The organism is Streptomyces sp. NPDC005004, assembly GCF_053600675.1.
The window spans coordinates 231,192-248,473 of sequence record NZ_JBSGAH010000007.1 but is presented as its reverse complement, the minus strand read 5'-3'; the positions used below and the strand labels follow the sequence as shown (position 1 = coordinate 248,473).

General features: G+C 71.0%; 11 protein-coding genes and 1 pseudogene. 8 read left to right on the top strand and 4 right to left on the bottom strand.

Features of this window, described 5'->3' with window-relative positions:
• Positions 1-339: 339 nt before the first annotated feature.
• Positions 340-858 carry an SRPBCC family protein gene (locus tag ACWEEU_RS12525; RefSeq protein ID WP_385743549.1) on the top strand — a complete coding sequence of 173 codons (519 nt, stop codon included), beginning with the start codon at positions 340-342 and terminating at the stop codon, positions 856-858.
• A gap of 85 nt (positions 859-943) precedes the next feature.
• A complete protein-coding gene (locus tag ACWEEU_RS12520; RefSeq protein WP_451731429.1) occupies positions 944-3,268 on the top strand; it encodes an FdhF/YdeP family oxidoreductase in 2,325 nt (774 codons plus the stop codon).
• A 66-nt stretch (positions 3,269-3,334) separates the two neighbouring features.
• On the opposite strand, the gene ACWEEU_RS12515 is transcribed toward ACWEEU_RS12520, so the two are convergent.
• From ACWEEU_RS12515 to ACWEEU_RS12505, 3 genes are all read right to left on the bottom strand, one after another.
• Positions 3,335-4,915, bottom strand: coding sequence for an alkaline phosphatase family protein (locus ACWEEU_RS12515; RefSeq protein ID WP_385743595.1), 1,581 nt, complete (start codon positions 4,913-4,915; stop codon positions 3,335-3,337).
• A 911-nt stretch (positions 4,916-5,826) separates the two neighbouring features.
• Complete coding sequence (locus ACWEEU_RS12510) at positions 5,827-7,770, bottom strand: amylo-alpha-1,6-glucosidase (protein ID WP_451731427.1); 1,944 nt, start codon at positions 7,768-7,770, stop codon at positions 5,827-5,829.
• Entirely contained in the window at positions 7,767-9,215 is a 1,449-nt protein-coding gene (locus tag ACWEEU_RS12505) for an amylo-alpha-1,6-glucosidase (protein ID WP_451731424.1), read from the bottom strand. Before ACWEEU_RS12505 ends, ACWEEU_RS12510 begins: the two co-directional genes overlap by 4 nt.
• Before the next feature lie 120 nt (positions 9,216-9,335).
• Between ACWEEU_RS12505 and ACWEEU_RS12500 the strand changes: the two genes are divergently transcribed.
• A complete protein-coding gene (locus ACWEEU_RS12500; RefSeq protein WP_385743557.1) occupies positions 9,336-10,565 on the top strand; it encodes an ROK family protein in 1,230 nt (409 codons plus the stop codon).
• Between the two features lie 692 nt (positions 10,566-11,257).
• Positions 11,258-13,978 carry a pyruvate, phosphate dikinase gene (gene ppdK / locus ACWEEU_RS12495; RefSeq protein ID WP_385743559.1) on the top strand — a complete coding sequence of 907 codons (2,721 nt, stop codon included), beginning with the start codon at positions 11,258-11,260 and terminating at the stop codon, positions 13,976-13,978.
• Between the two features lie 172 nt (positions 13,979-14,150).
• Here the strand turns inward: ppdK and ACWEEU_RS12490 are convergent, their stop codons facing one another.
• Positions 14,151-14,621 carry an ArsI/CadI family heavy metal resistance metalloenzyme gene (locus ACWEEU_RS12490; RefSeq protein WP_451731420.1) on the bottom strand — a complete coding sequence of 157 codons (471 nt, stop codon included), beginning with the start codon at positions 14,619-14,621 and terminating at the stop codon, positions 14,151-14,153.
• Positions 14,622-14,699: 78 nt separating this feature from the next.
• Here ACWEEU_RS12490 and ACWEEU_RS12485 point away from each other — a divergent pair, with 78 nt between their 5' ends.
• The 4 genes and pseudogenes from ACWEEU_RS12485 (at position 14,700) to ACWEEU_RS12470 (ending at position 17,119) form a co-directional block, all read left to right on the top strand.
• Entirely contained in the window at positions 14,700-15,107 is a 408-nt protein-coding gene (locus ACWEEU_RS12485; protein WP_385743563.1) for an ArsR/SmtB family transcription factor, read from the top strand.
• Positions 15,104-16,204, top strand: a complete 1,101-nt coding sequence (gene arsB / locus ACWEEU_RS12480; protein ID WP_451731416.1) for an ACR3 family arsenite efflux transporter — start codon at positions 15,104-15,106, stop codon at positions 16,202-16,204. The genes ACWEEU_RS12485 and arsB overlap by 4 nt, the downstream gene beginning before the upstream one ends.
• Positions 16,197-16,610, top strand: coding sequence for an arsenate reductase ArsC (locus ACWEEU_RS12475; protein ID WP_451731413.1), 414 nt, complete (start codon positions 16,197-16,199; stop codon positions 16,608-16,610). The genes arsB and ACWEEU_RS12475 overlap by 8 nt, the downstream gene beginning before the upstream one ends.
• 2 nt (positions 16,611-16,612) lie before the next feature.
• Positions 16,613-17,119, top strand: a pseudogene (locus ACWEEU_RS12470) (N-acetyltransferase family protein).
• Positions 17,120-17,282 lie beyond the last annotated feature (163 nt).

Below are 17,282 nucleotides of genomic sequence, written 5' to 3'. Positions count from 1 at the left end.
GGGTGCGCGAGAAGGGCCGGGCCGCTCGGGGGCTCGGCCCTTCGCCGTTCCCGGACCCGGCTCCCTCGCACGCACCGCACCGGCCGACAGGCCGGGAAGAGGGCTCTCACAGCCGGTTTGAGGGCTCGGGCGGCCGGTCCAGGACCCCGCGCCGGAAGATCCTTCGCGCCTCGCATCTGCGAGTCCCCGGCCGCGCCGCGCCGCGGCACCCACGCTCCCATGCCGCGAACGTCGCCGTAAAAGCTCGCACATGCCCTGCCGGAAAGGGTGTCTCCGCTGTGGCGACCCCTCGGTGCTCCCGCAAGACTTGAGGCAACCGTGCCTGGAAGCGGGTGGATCATGAGCACCATCGAGCAGTCCGTCGAGGTCAAGGTGCCGGTGCGTACGGCGTACGACCAGTGGACGCAGTTCAAGAGCTTTCCCCGGATGATGAGACCCGTGCTGCGGGTGGATCAGGTGGGGCCCGCGATGACCCGCTGGAAGGTCCGGGTCGGGCCGCTTCCCCGGGAGTTCATGGCCGAGATCGTCGAACAGCGGCCGGACTCGCTGATCGCCTGGCGTGACGCGGAGCGGCACCCCAGGCACTGGGGCGAGGTGTACTTCCGCGCGGCAGGACCGGACCGGGCGGTGATCGAGGTCCATCTGCACATCGAGCCGCACGGCCTGCTGGACAGGCTGCCCGGCTCCGCCCAGCGCGTGAAACAGGCCGTCCGCGAGGCTCTCGACAACTTCAAGGAAGTCATCGAGGGCCTCGGCGCCGCGAACGGCGCCTGGCGTGGCTCCATCCACAACGGCCGGGTGACCCCGTCGGAGCCGAACCCGCCCCGGAGCCGGGTGCCCAAGTGGCCCGTGGGCTGAGGCCCGGACCGCACACCCGCCATAGCCGAACACGCAGGTCAGGGGGACACGGACGTGACGCCGGACAGAGCGAGAGGCAGTTCCCATGAAGAAGGCGCCGAAGCACGAGCCCGACGAGCCCCTGGTCGTCACCCCGCCCAAGAAGTGGGCGGCGGGCGTCCCGGCGGTGACGCACGCGCTCGAGTACTCCCTCGACCAGACGACGCTGCGCACCACCGCCACCACCCTGCTGACGATGAACCAGGTCGGCGGCATCGACTGTCCCGGCTGCGCCTGGGCCGACCCCGCGCCGGGCCACCGGCACATGAACGAGTACTGCGAGAACGGCGCCAAGCACATCAACGACGAGGCAACCGCGCGCCGGATCACCCGTGACTTCTTCCGCGCCCACCCGGTGTCCTGGCTGAACGAGCAGTCGGACCTGTGGCTGAACCAGCAGGGCCGTCTCACCGAACCCATGGTCAAGCGGCCCGGCTCCGACTACTACGAGCCGATCAGTTGGCACGACGCCCTGGGCCTGATCGCCGATGAACTGAAGGCGCTCGACCACCCCGACGAGGCCGTCTTCTACACCTCGGGACGTGCCAGCAACGAGTCGGCCTTCCTGCTCCAGCTCTTCGCCCGCGCCCTAGGCACCAACAATCTGCCCGACTGCAGCAACCTGTGCCACGAGACCAGCGGCTTCGGCCTGCACGAGACGCTGGGCACCGGAAAGGGAACGGTCGCCCTCGAGGACTTCTACCAGGCCGACCTGGTCTTCCTGGTCGGCCAGAACCCGGCGACCAACCATCCGCGCCAGCTCTCCGCGCTGGAGAAGACCAAGGACAACGGCGGCAAGATCATCTCGGTGAACACGCTGCCCGAGGCGGGCCTGCTGCGGTTCAAGAACCCGCAGCAGGTCCGGGGCGTCATCGGTGACGGCGTCAAGATCTCGGACCTGTTCCTGCACATCCGCAGCGGCGGCGACCTCGCCCTGTTCCAGGGCATCAACCGGCTGCTCCTGGAAGCCGAGGACGCGGCCCCGGGCACCGTGCTCGACCACGACTTCATCGCCGACCACACCTCCGGCTTCGAGGAGTTCAGCCGGCACGCCCGCACCGTCTCGTGGGACGACATCCTCACCGCAACCCAGCTCACGAAGGAGCAGATCGAGGAGGTCCGGGACTACGTGCTGCGCGCCAAGCGCGTCATCGTGTGCTGGGCCATGGGCGTCACCCAGCAGCGGCACGGCGTGCCGACCGTCCGGGAGATCGTCAACTTCCTGATGCTGCGCGGCAATCTGGGCCGGGTGGGCTGTGGCGCGAGCCCGGTGCGCGGGCACAGCAACGTCCAGGGCGACCGCACCATGGGCGTGTGGGAGCAGATGCCCGACGAGTTCCTGGACGCCCTCAAGGCCGAGTTCGGCTTCGACCCGCCCCGTCACCACGGCATGGACTCCGTCAAGGCCATCCAGGCCATGGGCGAGGGCAAGGTCAAGGTGTTCCTGTCGCTCGCGGGCAACTTCGTCCGCGCCGCCCCCGACACCCACGTCACCGACGAGGCGATGCGCAAGTGTCGCCTCACCGCGCAGATCTCCACCAAACTCAGCAAGGCGCACACGGTCACCGGCGACACCGCGCTGATCCTGCCCTGTCTGGGCCGCACCGAGATCGACATCCAGGCGAGCGGCGTGCAGTTCGTCACCGTGGAGAACACCTCCAGCGAGGTGCACACCTCCTTCGGCAAGCTCCGCCCCGCCTCCCGGCTGCTGCTCAGCGAGGTCGCCATCCTGTGCCGGCTCGCCGACCGCACCTTCGACGGCAAGTCCACCATCCCCTGGCGGGACTTCGAGTCGGACTACGGCAACATCCGCGACCGGGTCGCCCAGATCATCCCGGGCTTCTACGACTTCAACCGGCGCGTCGCCCGCCCCGGCGGCATCAAGCTGCCGAACCCGGTGAACGAGGGCGTCTACGCCACCGCCACCGGCAAGGCCATGTTCACCTGCAACGACTGGGACATGTCCACCGCGCCGCCCGGCCATCTGGTGCTGCAGAGTATGCGCTCGCACGACCAGTGGAACACCATCCCGTACACCGACAACGACCGCTACCGGGGCATCCACGGACGCCGGAACATCATCATGGTCAACCCGGACGACATGGCCGAACTCGGTCTCTCCAGAGGCGATTTCGTCAACATCATCGGCGTCTGGGACGACGACGTGGAGCGGCGGGTCGACGGCTACGAGGTCATCCCGTATCCCACCACCAAGGGGTGCGCGGCGGCCTACTACCCGGAGGTGCAGCCGCTGGTCCCGCTGAACAGCATCGCCGACATCAGCAGGCAGCCCACGTCCAAGGGCATCGTGGTCCGCCTCGAACCGGGCACCGCGCCTCCCGGCACCAAGCCCACGGAGTTCCGCGACTGAGAAGCGACGGTTCGGGCCGGCCCCCCGTGGGGGACCGGCCCGAACTCCGTACGTCCTGCCGCTCGTTCAGCCCTTCTTCGGGTGCGGGGTGGAGCCGTACGCCGTCAGGAAGCGGTCGCGGAAGGCGCTCATCTTCCACACCGGGGCGTCGTGCGCGGGGCGCAGGCCGTCGGACCAGCCCCAGTCCGCCACCTTGTCCAGCACCTTCGGGTCCTTGGCGACGATGGAGATCGGCACGTCACGGCTGGCGTGGTTGCCGCTGACGCGGGCGATGGGCTGGTGGTCGCCGAGGAAGACCAGCACGGTGTCCTTGCTGCCGTACCGGGTCAGCCACTGGGTGAGCGCGGTCACCGAGTACTGGATCGACTTGCCGTACTCCTCACGGGACTTGGTGGTGTCGGCGATGACGTCGGCCGACTTGTTGCCCGCCGCCTCGATGCCCTTGAAGACCGAGCCGTCGCCGAGCTGGTCCCAGCCGACCATCTTCGGGATCGGCGCCCACGGCTGGTGGCTGGAGGTCAGGATGACCTCCGACATCAGTGCCTTGCCGTCGGTGCGCTTCTTGCCGTGGACGCGCTTTTGGAACTGCTCCAGGGCGTACTGGTCGGGCATCGTGGACCAACTGAACTTCGGTCCCTTGTAGCCGAGTTCGAAGGCGTTGTAGACCTTGTCGAGGCCGTAGTAGCTCTGCTCCGGCCACGCCTTCTGCACGCCCGGCATCACACCGACGGTGTCCCAGTCGCCGGTCTTCTTGAACACCTTGGTGAGGCTGAGGTGGTCGCTGGCCATTACCGTGCGGTAGCGCTGCTGGTTGCTGATCCACAGGCCGGACAGGCTGGTGGAGTGGCCGAGCCAACTGCTGCCGCCGTACGTCGCGGAGGTCAGCCAGCCGCTCTTGGCGTGGTAACCGGCCTTCGCCAGCGCCCTGGTGCGCTCGTCCAGGGTCTTGTCCACGCCGGGCGCCATGATCGGGTCCTCGATCGCGCTGCGGCCGTAGCTCTCGATGAATGTGAAGAGCATGTCCTTGCCCCGGAGGTCGGGCACGAGCTGCGCGGGGGGCGTGTTGCCGAAGGCGTCCACCTTCGCGACCTTCCCGAACTCCGCCTCGTCCTTGAGCGTTTCACTCACCCGCTCGGTCTGGCTCCGCATCACCACGGCGGTCGTGTCCGACGCCAGCGGCACACCGGCGATCTCCAGCCCCAGGGAGGAGCAGGTGATCCAGACGACCCCGGCGATCAACGTGGCGCGGGTGGCGGTGCTTTGGTGCCGGGCGACGATGTCGCTCAGCCGCACGACGGAGAGGGCCAGCACGACGAACATCGCCAGCACGGCGACGATCAGTCCCGCCGTCGCCGCGAGCGTCGCCGTCCGGCCGAGCGAGTCCTCCAGATACGACTGCGCGTCCCCGAGCAGCGTCCAGTCGAGGACCATGTTGAAGTTCCGGCCCAGGTACTGGTGGAACCCCATGTCCAGCCAGTTCAGCACCGTCAGCGCGGCGAGCACGACCCCGGAGACGGCGGCGAGGATCACCCTGGGGCGCCGGGGCAGCGCCAGCATCACGGCCGCGCCGACGATCGCCTCCCCCGGGAGCCGGAGGAACTTCGACGGGCCGATCCCCACGATGCTGCTGGGCATCACGAGCGCCATGACGACGAGGATCGCGGCGACGACGGTGACGGCGAGGGAGAGGGCTCGGGCGGGACCCGGGTTGTTCGCTCGCCAACGGGCGGCCCGGGAGGGAGATGCGGGAGAGTCGGTGTCGCCGGTGGCCGGGCGCCTGTCGGTGTCGGAGTCGGACTCCGCCGGGTGGCCCTCGGCGGCGGTGGTTTCCGTGTCGTCCGGTGCCGCGTCGTCGGAGCCGCTCGCGGCAGAGGTCGCGTCGGTGCGCTTCGCGGGGGCGTCCGCGGCAGCGGTGCCCTTCGCTCCCGCCGGATCGTCCTTGGACGGGTCCGCGCTCCCGGCCGGAGTGCTGTCCGCGCCCTCGGCGGAGTCCGTGTCCCGCGCGGGGGCGGCCACGTCGGCCGGGGTCGCTTCGCCGGCCTTTCCCTGGGCGGAACCTGTCTTCGCCCCCCGCGCCGGGGTGGTGGACGCGCTCCGGGCCGAGGCGGACCCCTCGGAGGCGGCCTCCGGGGAGGAGTCCCCGTCCTCCACGGAGGCGGCCGTCGCGCGCCCGGCCGAGGGGGACTTCGCCGGGGCGGCACCTTCGTCCGTGCCCCCCGCAGGGCTGTCGGCGCCGGCGTTCGGGCCCTGCGCGGAGGTGGCCGTCCTCGCCGGAGCCGACTTCTCGTCCGCGCCCCCCGGAGGGGCCTCCGCTGCAACGGTGTCGGTTCCCCCCGCCGGGATCGGTGACTGGCTCGTGTTCTTCTGCTGAGGCAACCCGGGGGTCCTTCCGTGCGCGGGCTGGGGCGGGGAGAGAGGGGGCGGGCCGCGCTGGGGAGGCTGGGCGGGACCGGTTCCGGTCCGGTCCGCCTGGCCCGCCGCCCTTCCGTACGGTCCGCCGCCGACCCCCGTTCAGGGCGCTCGGCAAATACCGGGCAAACGCCCGGTCAAGGCTGATGTCACGCGCCCCCGACCGCCGTGAGGAGCGCGAGCGGGGCCGCGGCCGAACGGGATTCCCGTACGCAGGCGTGCGGGTACGGTACCGGCTCCGGATGCGTGTCGCGGTCGTACCCCGCCAGGACTTCGGGAAGCCGGTGACCGCCCGCCGTAGCCGCGTCCACCAGCCCGTGCGCGACCGCGCGCGCCTCGTCGTGGAGACCGTAGCGGGCGAGTCCGAGGGCGATGAGCGCGTTGTCGTGCGGCCACACCGAGCCCCGGTGGTAGGAGAGGGGATGGTAGGCCGCCTGGCCGGAGGCGAGGGTGCGGACGCCCCAGCCGGAGAAGAAGTCCGGCTCCAGCAGACGACGGCCCACCAGCTCCCCGTACTCCTTGTCCAGCAGCCCCGACCACAGCAGATGCCCCGCGTCGGACGCCAGCGCGTCTATCCGGCGGCCCTCGCCGTCCAGCGCCAGCGCGGGGAAGGACCGTTCCCGCATCCAGAAGTCCCGCTGGAACCGGTCGCGGAGGTCGGCCGCCGCCTGTTCGAGGAGCGCGGCGTACGTCCCGTCGTCCCACACCGTCCGCGCCACCCACGCGGTGCGGCGCAGCGCGTCGTAGGCGTACCCCTGCGCGCCCGCCGCCATCACCGCGCCGGTCGGCCGGGTGCCGTCGGCGCAGCAGATCGCGCCGGGGGAGTCCTTCCAGTTCTGGTTGGCGAGGCCGCCCTCGTCGGCGCGGTAGACGAGATAGCCGCGCGAGGTCAGCCCGCCGTGGTCCAGCATCCAGCCGATCGCCGCGCGGGCATGCGGCTCCAGGCGCCGGGCGAGCGCGGCGTCCCCCGTGCGCTCCACGTACGCGCCGAGCAGCACGAGGAAGAGCGGGGTGGCGTCGACCGAGCCGTAGTACCGCCCGTAGGGCACCTGCCCGAAGTGGGCCAGCTCGCCGTGGCGCACCTCGTGCACGATCTTGCCGGGCTGGGCGAGCGGTGAGCGGCCGGTGCCGGTGCCGGTGGCCTGGGCGGCGGCGAGCGCGGGCAGCGTGTCGGCGGCCAGTTGGGGCCGGTACGGCAGCGCGAACAGCGCGGTCAGCAGGGCGTCCCGGCCGAGCAGCGCGAGGAACCAGGGTGCCCCGCCCGCCGGTACACGCAGCTCCTCACCGTCCGGACCCGTCGCCGGGACCTGGAGCGAGGCCAGGTCGTCCAGCCCCCGCGCACAGGCGGCCGCCAGCTCCGGCCAGCCGGTCGGAAAGGCCACGCCTTCCACGAACCGAACCTGGAGATCACGGAGTTGTTCACGCACGGCGCCGGGTGAACGCGGCACCCGTACCGCACGCCGGTCGCCGTGCGGCCGGGCCATCACCCGCAGCAGCAGTTCCGCGCCGCCGTACGGCGGCAGTTCGAGCGTCCACACCAGCCGCCGCGCCCCCGTCCCGGTCTCCTCCACCGCCTCCGGCGCCGGTTCGGCGGTGACCGCCGTACAGGACCGCCACTCACCGCGCCGGTACCCGAACTCGATGCCGTCGTCCAGGACTTGGCGGGTGCGTACGGCGCCTGCCTTGGCGTACGTACGGTGGTCGGAGCGCAGCTCGAACTGGTCGGCGAAGTCGGCGTCCACGGTGAGCCCGAGACGCACCGTGGTGGTCACCGCGAGATTGCTGGTGACCTTCAGCGACTCCACGAACGCCCGGTCCCCGACGGCCTGTTCGCGCCAGAGCGTGTACGGCGGCGGCTCCTGACGCCCCCCGCGCGGCACCAGCACACACCGCGCCGTGTCCCCGTCCGCGACCGGCGTCAGCACCTCCGGCATCGCGCCGTCCACGGTGAGCTGCCAGCGGCTGAGATGCCGGGCGTCCCGCACGAACACCCCGTCCGGGGAGCCGCCGCCGCGGACCCCGCCGATGTCGCCCCCGTCCCCGACGGCGGCGAACGTCGCCCCGCGCACGAACAGATGATGCCGCTCCGTCATCGGTCCCCTCCCTCGTCCGTCCTGCCGCCGGTGTGGCTCAGGAGCGTGTCGTGCGAATCACCGTTGTCCGTAAGCCCGTCGCTCCCCGGCTCGCCGTGCAGCAGGTCGAGGGTGAGGGCCGCCGTCCAGCCGAACGCGGGCGCACCGCAGGGCGCGCCGGTGTACGGGTCGACGTACTCCGCGAAACCCGAGGAATCCGCCGTGCGCAGAAAGGCGGCGCGCAGTCCGTCCGCCAACTGCCCCTCGCCGTGCGCCCGCAGCCCGCGCTGGATCAGCCAGGCGGTGTTGAACCACGCCGGACCGCGCCAGTAGCGGTGCGGGTCGAACGCCTCGGCCAGCAGGTCGTAGCTGGGCACAAGTCGCGTGGTGCCGCCGAGCCCGAAGTGCGGGCCGCGCAGGGTGCGTACGAGCGCGGCGGCCACCTCGCGGGGCAGTCCCGGCAGCAGCAGCGGGACCAGTCCCGACACGCTCCGCTCGCGCACCGGGCCGCCGCCGCGCAGGTCCCGGCAGAGGAACATGCCGTACGACGCGTCCCACAGCCGCTCCACCAGGGCCGTCGTCAGCCGCTCGGCGCGGGCGTGGCGCGCGGTGCCGCAGGCGCCCAACTCCCGTGCGATCTCGGCGAGTGCGTGCTCGGATGCGATGAGCAGCGCGTTGAACGCCGGGTCCTCCACGGCGAACTCGCCGCCGCCGTCGGCGTATTCACCGTCCCGGTAGTCGGCGGCGAGGCGTACGTACCGCCCGTAGTCCAGATCCGTCGGCCGGTCCTCGGGGGAGCCGTGGGCGAGGTCCGCGCGGCGGAAGGAGCGGGCCGGGGCGGGGGAGACGCGGGCCAACGGGGCGTCCCAGCAGGGGCTGTTGTCCATGCCCTGCTCCCAGGGGTGCACCACCGACACCAGACCGCCCCCGCCGAGGTCGCGCCGGTGCAGCAGATAGCGGTGCCAGGCGGCCAGCCGGGGATACACCCGGGCGAGGAAGCCACGCGCCCGCGACAGGCCCGGGTCGGCCCGGTGCACCAGCCACGCGGCCAGCGCGTGCACGGGTGGCTGCACGATGCCGGACGTCTGTACGGTGCGCGGGGCGCCCGCGGCGCGCCCGGCGGTCGAGGAGCGCCAGAAGTCGGGGCTCGGGAAGTACGCGTCGAGCGGCACGGAGGGGTGGAAGACGATGTGCGGCACGCGCCCGTCGGCCCACTGCGCGGCCAGCAGCGTCTCCAGTTCGGTCTGGGCCCGCAGCGGCGACAGATGGCGCAGCCCGACCGCGATGAACGCCGAGTCCCAGGACCACTGGTGCGGATACAGGCTCCGCGAGGGGACCGTCGAGGCACCCGTCCAGTTCGTCTGCAATACGCGGGCGGCCCTGACGTGCAACGACGCCGTGGGCGGCGGATCGTATGCGATCTCGCGCTCCGCGACACGGGCAGTGAGCTGGGCAGTGCGATCCACTCGGGGCTCCCCGAAGACGTCCGGCCGGCCAGGTTTGGTTGTGTCTACCGCAGGGTTACGTCTATTTAACACGCAAAACTCAATATGTAATGCAAGCTTGAGGAACACAAGGGGGTGTGCATGACCGGACGGGTCGGCAGGACGGGAAAGGCGGCCAGGGGAGGGGCCCAGGCGAGCGCCGGGGACCTGCTCGAACTGGTGCGCAGCGGGCGCGCGGTCACCCGCGGCGCCCTCCAGCAGATGACCGGACTGTCCCGCGCGACCGTCGGCCACCGCCTGGACCGGCTCTTCCGCGCGGGCTGGCTGCGCGAGGGTGCAGGCGGCCCGGTGGACTCCCCGCTCGGCGGACGCCCCGCCGTCACCCTGGAGTTCGACGGCTCCCACGCGGTCGTCCTCGCCGCCGACCTGGACACCCGGCACGCCCGTGCCGCCGTCCTCACGCTGACCGGCGAGATCCTCGCCGAGCACTCCGGCACCCTCGTCGTGGAGGCGGGACCCGAGGCGGTCCTCGCCGAACTCGGCCGCTGGTTCGCCCGGTTGCTCCCCGAGGCGGGCCACCGCCCCGAGGAGGTCTGCGGCATCGGGCTCGGCGTGCCCGGCCCCGTGGACAGCGAGACCGGACGCGTGATCCAGCCCCCGATGATGACCGGCTGGGACGGCTACGACATAAGGGGACGTCTCTCCCGCGCCTTCACCGAGCACACCGGCGCCCCCGCCGTCCCGGTCCTCGTGGACAACGACGCCAACCTCATGGCCTACGGCGAGCAGCGCACCGCTCACCCCGACTGCGCCGCGTTCGTCCTGGTCAAGGTGTCCACCGGCATCGGCGCCGGGGTCGTCGTGGACGGCGCGCTCTACCGGGGCATCGACGGCGGCGCGGGCGACATCGGGCACATCCGCGTCGGCACCGACGCGCTGTGCCGGTGCGGCTCCTACGGCTGCCTCGCGGCCGTCGCCAGCGGGGGCGCCGTGGCCCGGCGGCTCGCGGAGGCGGGCGTGCCGGCCGAGTCCGGCTCCGACGTGCGCGAACTCCTCGCGGCGGGCGACCCCCAGGCCGCCGCCCTCGCCCGCGAGGCCGGACGCCAGGTCGGAGACGTCCTGGCCACCGTCGTCACCCTCCTCAACCCCGGCGTCCTCATGATCGCGGGCGACCTCGCGGGCACGCCGTTCGTGACCGGCGTCCGCGAACTCCTCTACCAGCGCGCCCTGCCCCGCTCCACGGCCCACCTGGACGTGGTGACGGCACGGCTGGGGGAACGGGCGGGGGTCATCGGCGCGGGGGCACTGGTGGTGGAGCACCTGTACGCGCCGGAGCGGGCGGAAGAGCGGTTGGCGGCACTGGGGGTGTGAGAGGGCGCTCCGCGCAGAGCGGGGTCGGTGGTGTGGGTGCGCCTGGGGACGCCGGGGGCGCCCCGCCGCGTCCCGTGGACGAGTGGACGTCCCGCGCCTGCGGAGGGGGTTTGCGAGGGGTGGCGCGGGGCTGAGCCGAGGAAGCGGGAGTTCCCCCACCGAGGCGGGCGGCGGGTGGCGCGCCCTGGCCCAGGGATGGCCGGGGGTTCCGTAAGAAGACGCGGGGCCCGCCCGGCGGGGCTGCGGGCGTCGTTCCGGCGACGCGCCCGCGGAGCGCACCCCGTGTCGGCCGTGTTTCCGGCTCGCGTCGCCGTCCGCATGGTGAAAATCCGGGGGCTGTGGCAGCGTGATTCTCGCCACCCTTGATAAGGGGAGTGCTCAGATGAGCGGATTGCTGGCGGTTGCACTTCTCCAAAGGGTGGCACTCGGTGCCACCCTTCGGTCGTTCAATGATCGAAATCAAACGCGCCGAAGTCTGCTCATGTGAGCGGAGCAGTCATCCTGAACAGAGGTATGCGTTCAAGAGTTGAAAACACGTGTGGCCGCCCCGTTGCCCTGCCTTTGCTTTAGATCCTGTGGCAGACGGCTGGTTACAGGCTTATGACGCACTACTGGACGTACCCAGGTGCCTTCGATCTGGGTATGTTCCTGGCCGTCAGGGCAGCCACCGCGGCCTCAAGGAGTCGAGACCCGTGCCGGAAAACAAAGAGCCTCACGTAGCGAAGTTCGTCTACGACTTCACCGAGGGCAACAAGGACCTCAAGGACCTGCTCGGTGGCAAGGGCGCCAACCTCGCAGAGATGACCAACCTCGGACTGCCGGTCCCTCCCGGCTTCACCATCACCACCGAGGCGTGCAAGGTCTACCTCGACAGTGGGGAGGAGCCCGCGGCACTGCGTGACGAGGTGAGTGCGCACCTCGACGCGCTGGAGCAGCGCATGGGCAAGAAGCTCGGCCAGGCCGACGACCCGCTGCTGGTCTCCGTCCGCTCCGGCGCCAAGTTCTCCATGCCCGGAATGATGGACACCGTCCTGAACATCGGTCTGTCGGACAAGTCCGTGAAGGGCCTGACCAAGCAGGCCGGCGACGAGCGCTTCGCGTGGGACTCGTACCGCCGCCTCATCCAGATGTTCGGCAAGACCGTCCTCGGCGTCGACGGCGACCTCTTCGAGGAGGCGCTGGAGCAGGCCAAGGAGGCCAAGGGCGTCCAGGTCGACACCGAGCTGGACGCGGCCGACCTGAAGAAGCTGGTCACCGCCTTCAAGAAGATCGTCAAGGCCGAGGCGGGCCGCGACTTCCCGCAGGACCCGCGCGAGCAGATGGACCTCGCGATCAAGGCGGTCTTCGAGTCCTGGAACGGCGACCGGGCCAAGCTCTACCGCCGCCAGGAGCGCATCCCGCACGACCTCGGCACCGCCGTCAACGTGTGCTCCATGGTCTTCGGCAACCTCGGACCCGACTCCGGCACCGGTGTCGCCTTCACCCGCGACCCCGCCTCGGGCCAGCAGGGCGTCTACGGCGACTACCTCCAGAACGCCCAGGGCGAGGACGTGGTCGCGGGCATCCGCAACACCGTCTCGCTGGCGGAGCTGGAGAACATCGACAAGGCGTCGTACGACCAGCTCATGCAGATCATGGAGACGCTGGAGAACCACTACCTGGATCTCTGCGACATCGAGTTCACCATCGAGCGCGGCAAGCTGTGGATGCTCCAGACCCGCGTGGGCAAGCGCACCGCGGGCGCGGCGTTCCGTATCGCCACCCAGCTCGTGGACCAGGGTCTGATCGACGAGACCGAGGCGCTCCAGCGGGTCAACGGCGCCCAGCTGGCCCAGCTCATGTTCCCCCGCTTCGACGAGGACGCGAAGGCGGAGCAGGTCGGGCGGGGCATCGCGGCCTCGCCGGGCGCGGCGGTCGGCAAGGCGGTCTTCGACTCGTACACCGCCGTCAAGTGGTCCCGCTCGGGCGAGAAGGTCATCCTGGTCCGCCGGGAGACCAACCCCGACGACCTGGACGGCATGATCGCCGCCGAGGGCATCCTCACCTCGCGCGGCGGCAAGACCTCCCACGCGGCCGTGGTCGCGCGCGGCATGGGCAAGACCTGTGTGTGCGGCGCGGAGGAGCTGGAGGTCGACACCAAGCGGCGGCGGATGACCGTCCCCGGCGGCCATGTCGTGGAGGAGGGCGACGTCATCTCCATCGACGGCTCCTCCGGCAAGGTGTACCTCGGTGAGGTGCCGGTCGTTCCCTCGCCGGTGGTCGAATACTTCGAGGGCCGGATGCACCCGGGCGCGGACGACGCCGACGAGCTGGTCGAGGCCGTGCACCGGATGATGGCCTTCGCGGACCGCAAGCGGCGGCTGCGGGTGCGGGCGAACGCCGACAACGCCGAGGACGCGCTGCGCGCCCGTCGGTTCGGCGCCCAGGGCATCGGCCTCTGCCGCACCGAGCACATGTTCCTCGGGGACCGGCGTGAGCTGGTCGAGCGGCTGATCCTCGCGGACACGGAGGCGGAGCGCGAGGAGTCGCTGAAGCAGCTGCTCCCGCTCCAGAAGCAGGACTTCGTGGAGCTGTTCGAGGCGATGGACGGGCTGCCGGTGACGGTACGTCTCCTCGACCCCCCGCTGCACGAGTTCCTCCCCGACATCACCGAGCTGTCGGTCCGCGTGGCCCTCGCCGAGTCCCGGCAGGAGCCGCACGAGAACGAACTCCGCCTCCTCCAGGCGGTCCACCGCCTCCACGAGCAGAACCCGATGCTCGGCCTGCGCGGCGTACGCCTCGGCCTCGTCATCCCCGGCCTGTTCACCATGCAGGTCCGCGCCATCGCGGAGGCGGCGGCCGAGCGCAAGGCGGCCAAGGGCGACCCGCGTGCGGAGATCATGATCCCGCTCGTCGGCACGGTCCAGGAGCTGGAGATCGTCCGCGAGGAGGCCGACCAGGTCATCGCGGAGGTGGAGGCGGCGACGGGTACGCGGCTGAAGCTGGCGATCGGCACGATGATCGAACTCCCGCGCGCCGCGCTGACCGCCGGTCAGATCGCCGAGGCGGCCGAGTTCTTCTCCTTCGGCACGAACGACCTCACCCAGACGGTGTGGGGCTTCAGCCGGGACGACGTGGAGGCTTCCTTCTTCACGGCGTACCTGGAGAAGGGCATCTTCGGGGTCTCCCCGTTCGAGACGATCGACAAGGACGGGGTCGGCTCCCTGGTCAAGTCGGCGGCCAAGGCCGGCCGCGCCACCCGCCCCGACCTGAAGCTCGGCGTCTGCGGCGAACACGGCGGCGACCCGGAGTCCGTCCACTTCTTCCACGAAGTCGGCCTCGACTACGTCTCCTGCTCCCCCTTCCGCATCCCGGTAGCCCGCCTCGAAGCCGGCCGCGCGGCCACCCAGTCCACGGGCAGCGACCACCGCTGACCCATCCCGACCCCGGACCCGTCGTCGGTCCCCGACCCTCACCACCGATCGACGACGGGCTCCGGCGCCACAAAGAAGGGGCGGCTCCCTGTGCGGGGGTGCCGCCCCTTCGCGCATGGGCTGGGGGCGGAGAACGAGACGGACGGGCGCGGGCTGACCAGGCCGATGACTGCTAGCCGCAGGAGCATCCGGTCGCTGCCGGGCTCTCCTCGGTGTCACGGTTGGTGCAGCATCCGTCGCCGGTGGCGTCGGGGCCGGCGCTCTTGCCGAGGGTGTCGGCGTCGGCCTTCACCACGTAGACCTCCCAGGGCTCCTTGCCGGGGCCGTGGACCCAGACCTTGTCCTGGAGGGCGTAGCAGCAGGAGGTGTCGTTCTCCTCGAACGTGGCCAGGCCGGCGTCCTGGAGGCGGGTGGTGGCGGCGGTGACCTGGTCGGTGGACTCGACCTCGACGCCCAGGTGGTCCAGGCGGGTCTCCTCGCCGGGCTCGCCCTCGATCAGCACGAGCTTGAGCGGGGGTTCGGTGAGGGCGAAGTTGGCGTAGCCCTCGCGCCGCTTGGCCGGTTCGGTGCCGAACAGCTTCGAGTAGAAGGTGATCGACGCTTCCAGGTCGCTGACACGCAGGGCGAGCTGAGCGCGGGACATGGCGGACTCCCATCCGGTTGTATTGACGTCTGTCGATGCAACATTGCGCGCTGGATCGAAGGCTGTCAACATAGAGGTATGTCGAATCAAGAGCTGGTGGTGCTCGGTCAGAGCGATGACGCCGGAGCGTGCTGCCCTGGGCTGCTGACCGCGCCCCTGGACGAGGACCAGGCCGTGGAGCTGGCGAAGGTGTTCAAGGCGCTGGGCGATCCCGTGCGTCTGCGCCTGCTGTCGATGATCGCCTCGCGGGCGGGCGGTGAGGTGTGCGTCTGCGACCTGACTCCCGCCTTCGAGTTGTCCCAGCCGACGATCTCGCACCATCTGAAGCTGCTGCGGCAGGCGGGCCTGATCGACTGCGAGCGGCGCGGCACCTGGGTCTACTACTGGCTCGTACCGGAGATGACCGACCGTCTCGCCGGCATCCTCACGCGTCCCGCGGGTGAGCCGCTGCCCGAGCGCACCGCTCCGGCGGGAGCGTCCTCGTGAGCACTGCCGTACCCGAAGGGAACGTGGCCGGACGCCTGTCCTTCGTCGACCGCTACCTGGCCGTCTGGATTCTCGCGGCGATGGCCGTGGGACTCGGACTGGGACGCCTGGTCCCCGGCCTGGGGGACGCGCTGGCCAGGGTGACCGTGGCAGGGGTGTCCCTGCCGATCGCCCTGGGCCTGCTGGTGATGATGTACCCGGTGCTGGCCAAGGTTCGTTACGACCGTCTCGGCACCGTCACCCGCGACCGCCGCCTGCTGCTGCCGTCCCTGCTGCTGAACTGGGTGGTCGGCCCGGCGCTCATGTTCGCCCTGGCCTGGCTGTTCCTGCCGGACCTGCCCGCCTACCGCACCGGTCTGATCATCGTGGGCCTGGCCCGCTGCATCGCCATGGTCGTCATCTGGAACGACCTGGCGTGCGGCCACCGGGAAGCCGCCGCCGTCCTGGTCGCCCTGAACTCCGTCTTCCAGGTGATCGCGTTCTCGGCGCTGGGCTGGTTCTACCTCTCCGTCCTGCCCGGTTGGCTCGGTCTGGAGCAGACCGCACTGGACGTGTCCGTCTGGGAGATCGCCCGCAGCGTGCTCATCTTCCTCGGCATTCCGCTCGCGGCCGGCTACCTCACCCGCCGCCTCGGCGAGAAGGCCAAGGGCCGCGCCTGGTACGAGACCAGGCTCGTCCCGCGCATCGGCCCCTTCGCCCTGTACGGGTTGCTGTTCACGATCGTCATCCTCTTCGCCCTGCAAGGTGACGCGATCGCCTCGCAGCCGCTGGACGTCGCCCGCATCGCCCTGCCCCTGCTGGTCTACTTCGCCGTCATGTGGGCCGGGTCCATGGCCCTGGGCCGAGCGGTCGGCCTCGACCACTCGCGGACCACCACGCTGGCGTTCACCGCCGCGGGCAACAACTTCGAGCTGGCCATCGCCGTCGCCATCGCCACCTTCGGCGCCGCCTCCGGGCAGGCCCTCGCGGGCGTCGTCGGCCCCCTCATCGAGGTGCCCGCTCTGATCGGCCTCGTGTACGTCGCCCTGTACGCGCGCCGCTACTTCACCGCCCCAGCAGCTCTCCCCGCACCTCAGGAAGATTCAGCCCATGTCTGACACCACCGTCCCGTCCGTCCTGTTCGTCTGCGTTCACAACGCCGGACGCTCGCAGATGGCAGCCGCCTTCCTCGCCCACTTCGCGGGCGACCGCGTACAGGTGCGCTCCGCGGGTTCCGCGCCCGCCGACACCGTCAACCCGGCCGTCGTCGAGGCCATGGCGGAGGCGGGCATCGACATCGCGGCCGAAGTGCCCAAGGTGCTCACGGTGGAGGCGGTCCAGGCGTCCGACGTCGTGATCACGATGGGCTGCGGTGACACCTGCCCCGTCTTCCCTGGCAAGCGCTACCTCGACTGGGAGCTCCCCGACCCGGCCGGGCAGGGCGTCGACGCCGTTCGTCCGATCCGCGACGAGATCGAGAAGCGCATCCGTGGCCTGGTCGACGAGATCGCTCCGGTGAGCTGACGGTGGGCACGGCTGGTGAGTACCGCATCGCCGCGCTGGACGCCGAGCATGGCCAACAGGTACTGACGATCTATCGACTCGGCATCGACGAGGGTCATGCCACCTTCGAGACCACCGCTCCCACCTGGGAGGAGTTCCACGCAGCCAAGCTCCGGCAGCACCGCCACGTCGCCCTGGACGACTCGGGCCGGGTGCTTGGCCGGGTCGCCGCCGTGCCGGTCTCCGACCGGTGCGCGTATGCCGGAGTCGTCGAACACTCGGTGTACGTCCACCCCGAAGCCCGCGGCTGAAGAGTGGGCTCCGCCCTCCTGCGGGCCCTGATCGGATCGACTGAGGCGGCGGGCATCTGGACGATCCAGTCCGGCATCTTCCCCGAGAACACCAGCAGTCTCGCTCTGCATCAACGCGTCGGGTTCCGCGTCATGGGTACTCGCGAGCGCATCGGCCGGCACCACGGCGTACGGCGGGACGTCGTCCTGGTCGAACGCCGCAGCCCGCTTGTCGCGTAGAGCGAACGCACAGTCAGGCCCCGGAGCACGGGTCTGCCGCACGATCGGGTGACGTCCGAACTGGCCGGCCATGCGGTTCAGCGCGGCGACCTCGTGGCCCGAGGTGTGACACGCCGTCGCAACACCCCCTTCGCAATCGTCCCGCATCGTTGATCGCTGGGCG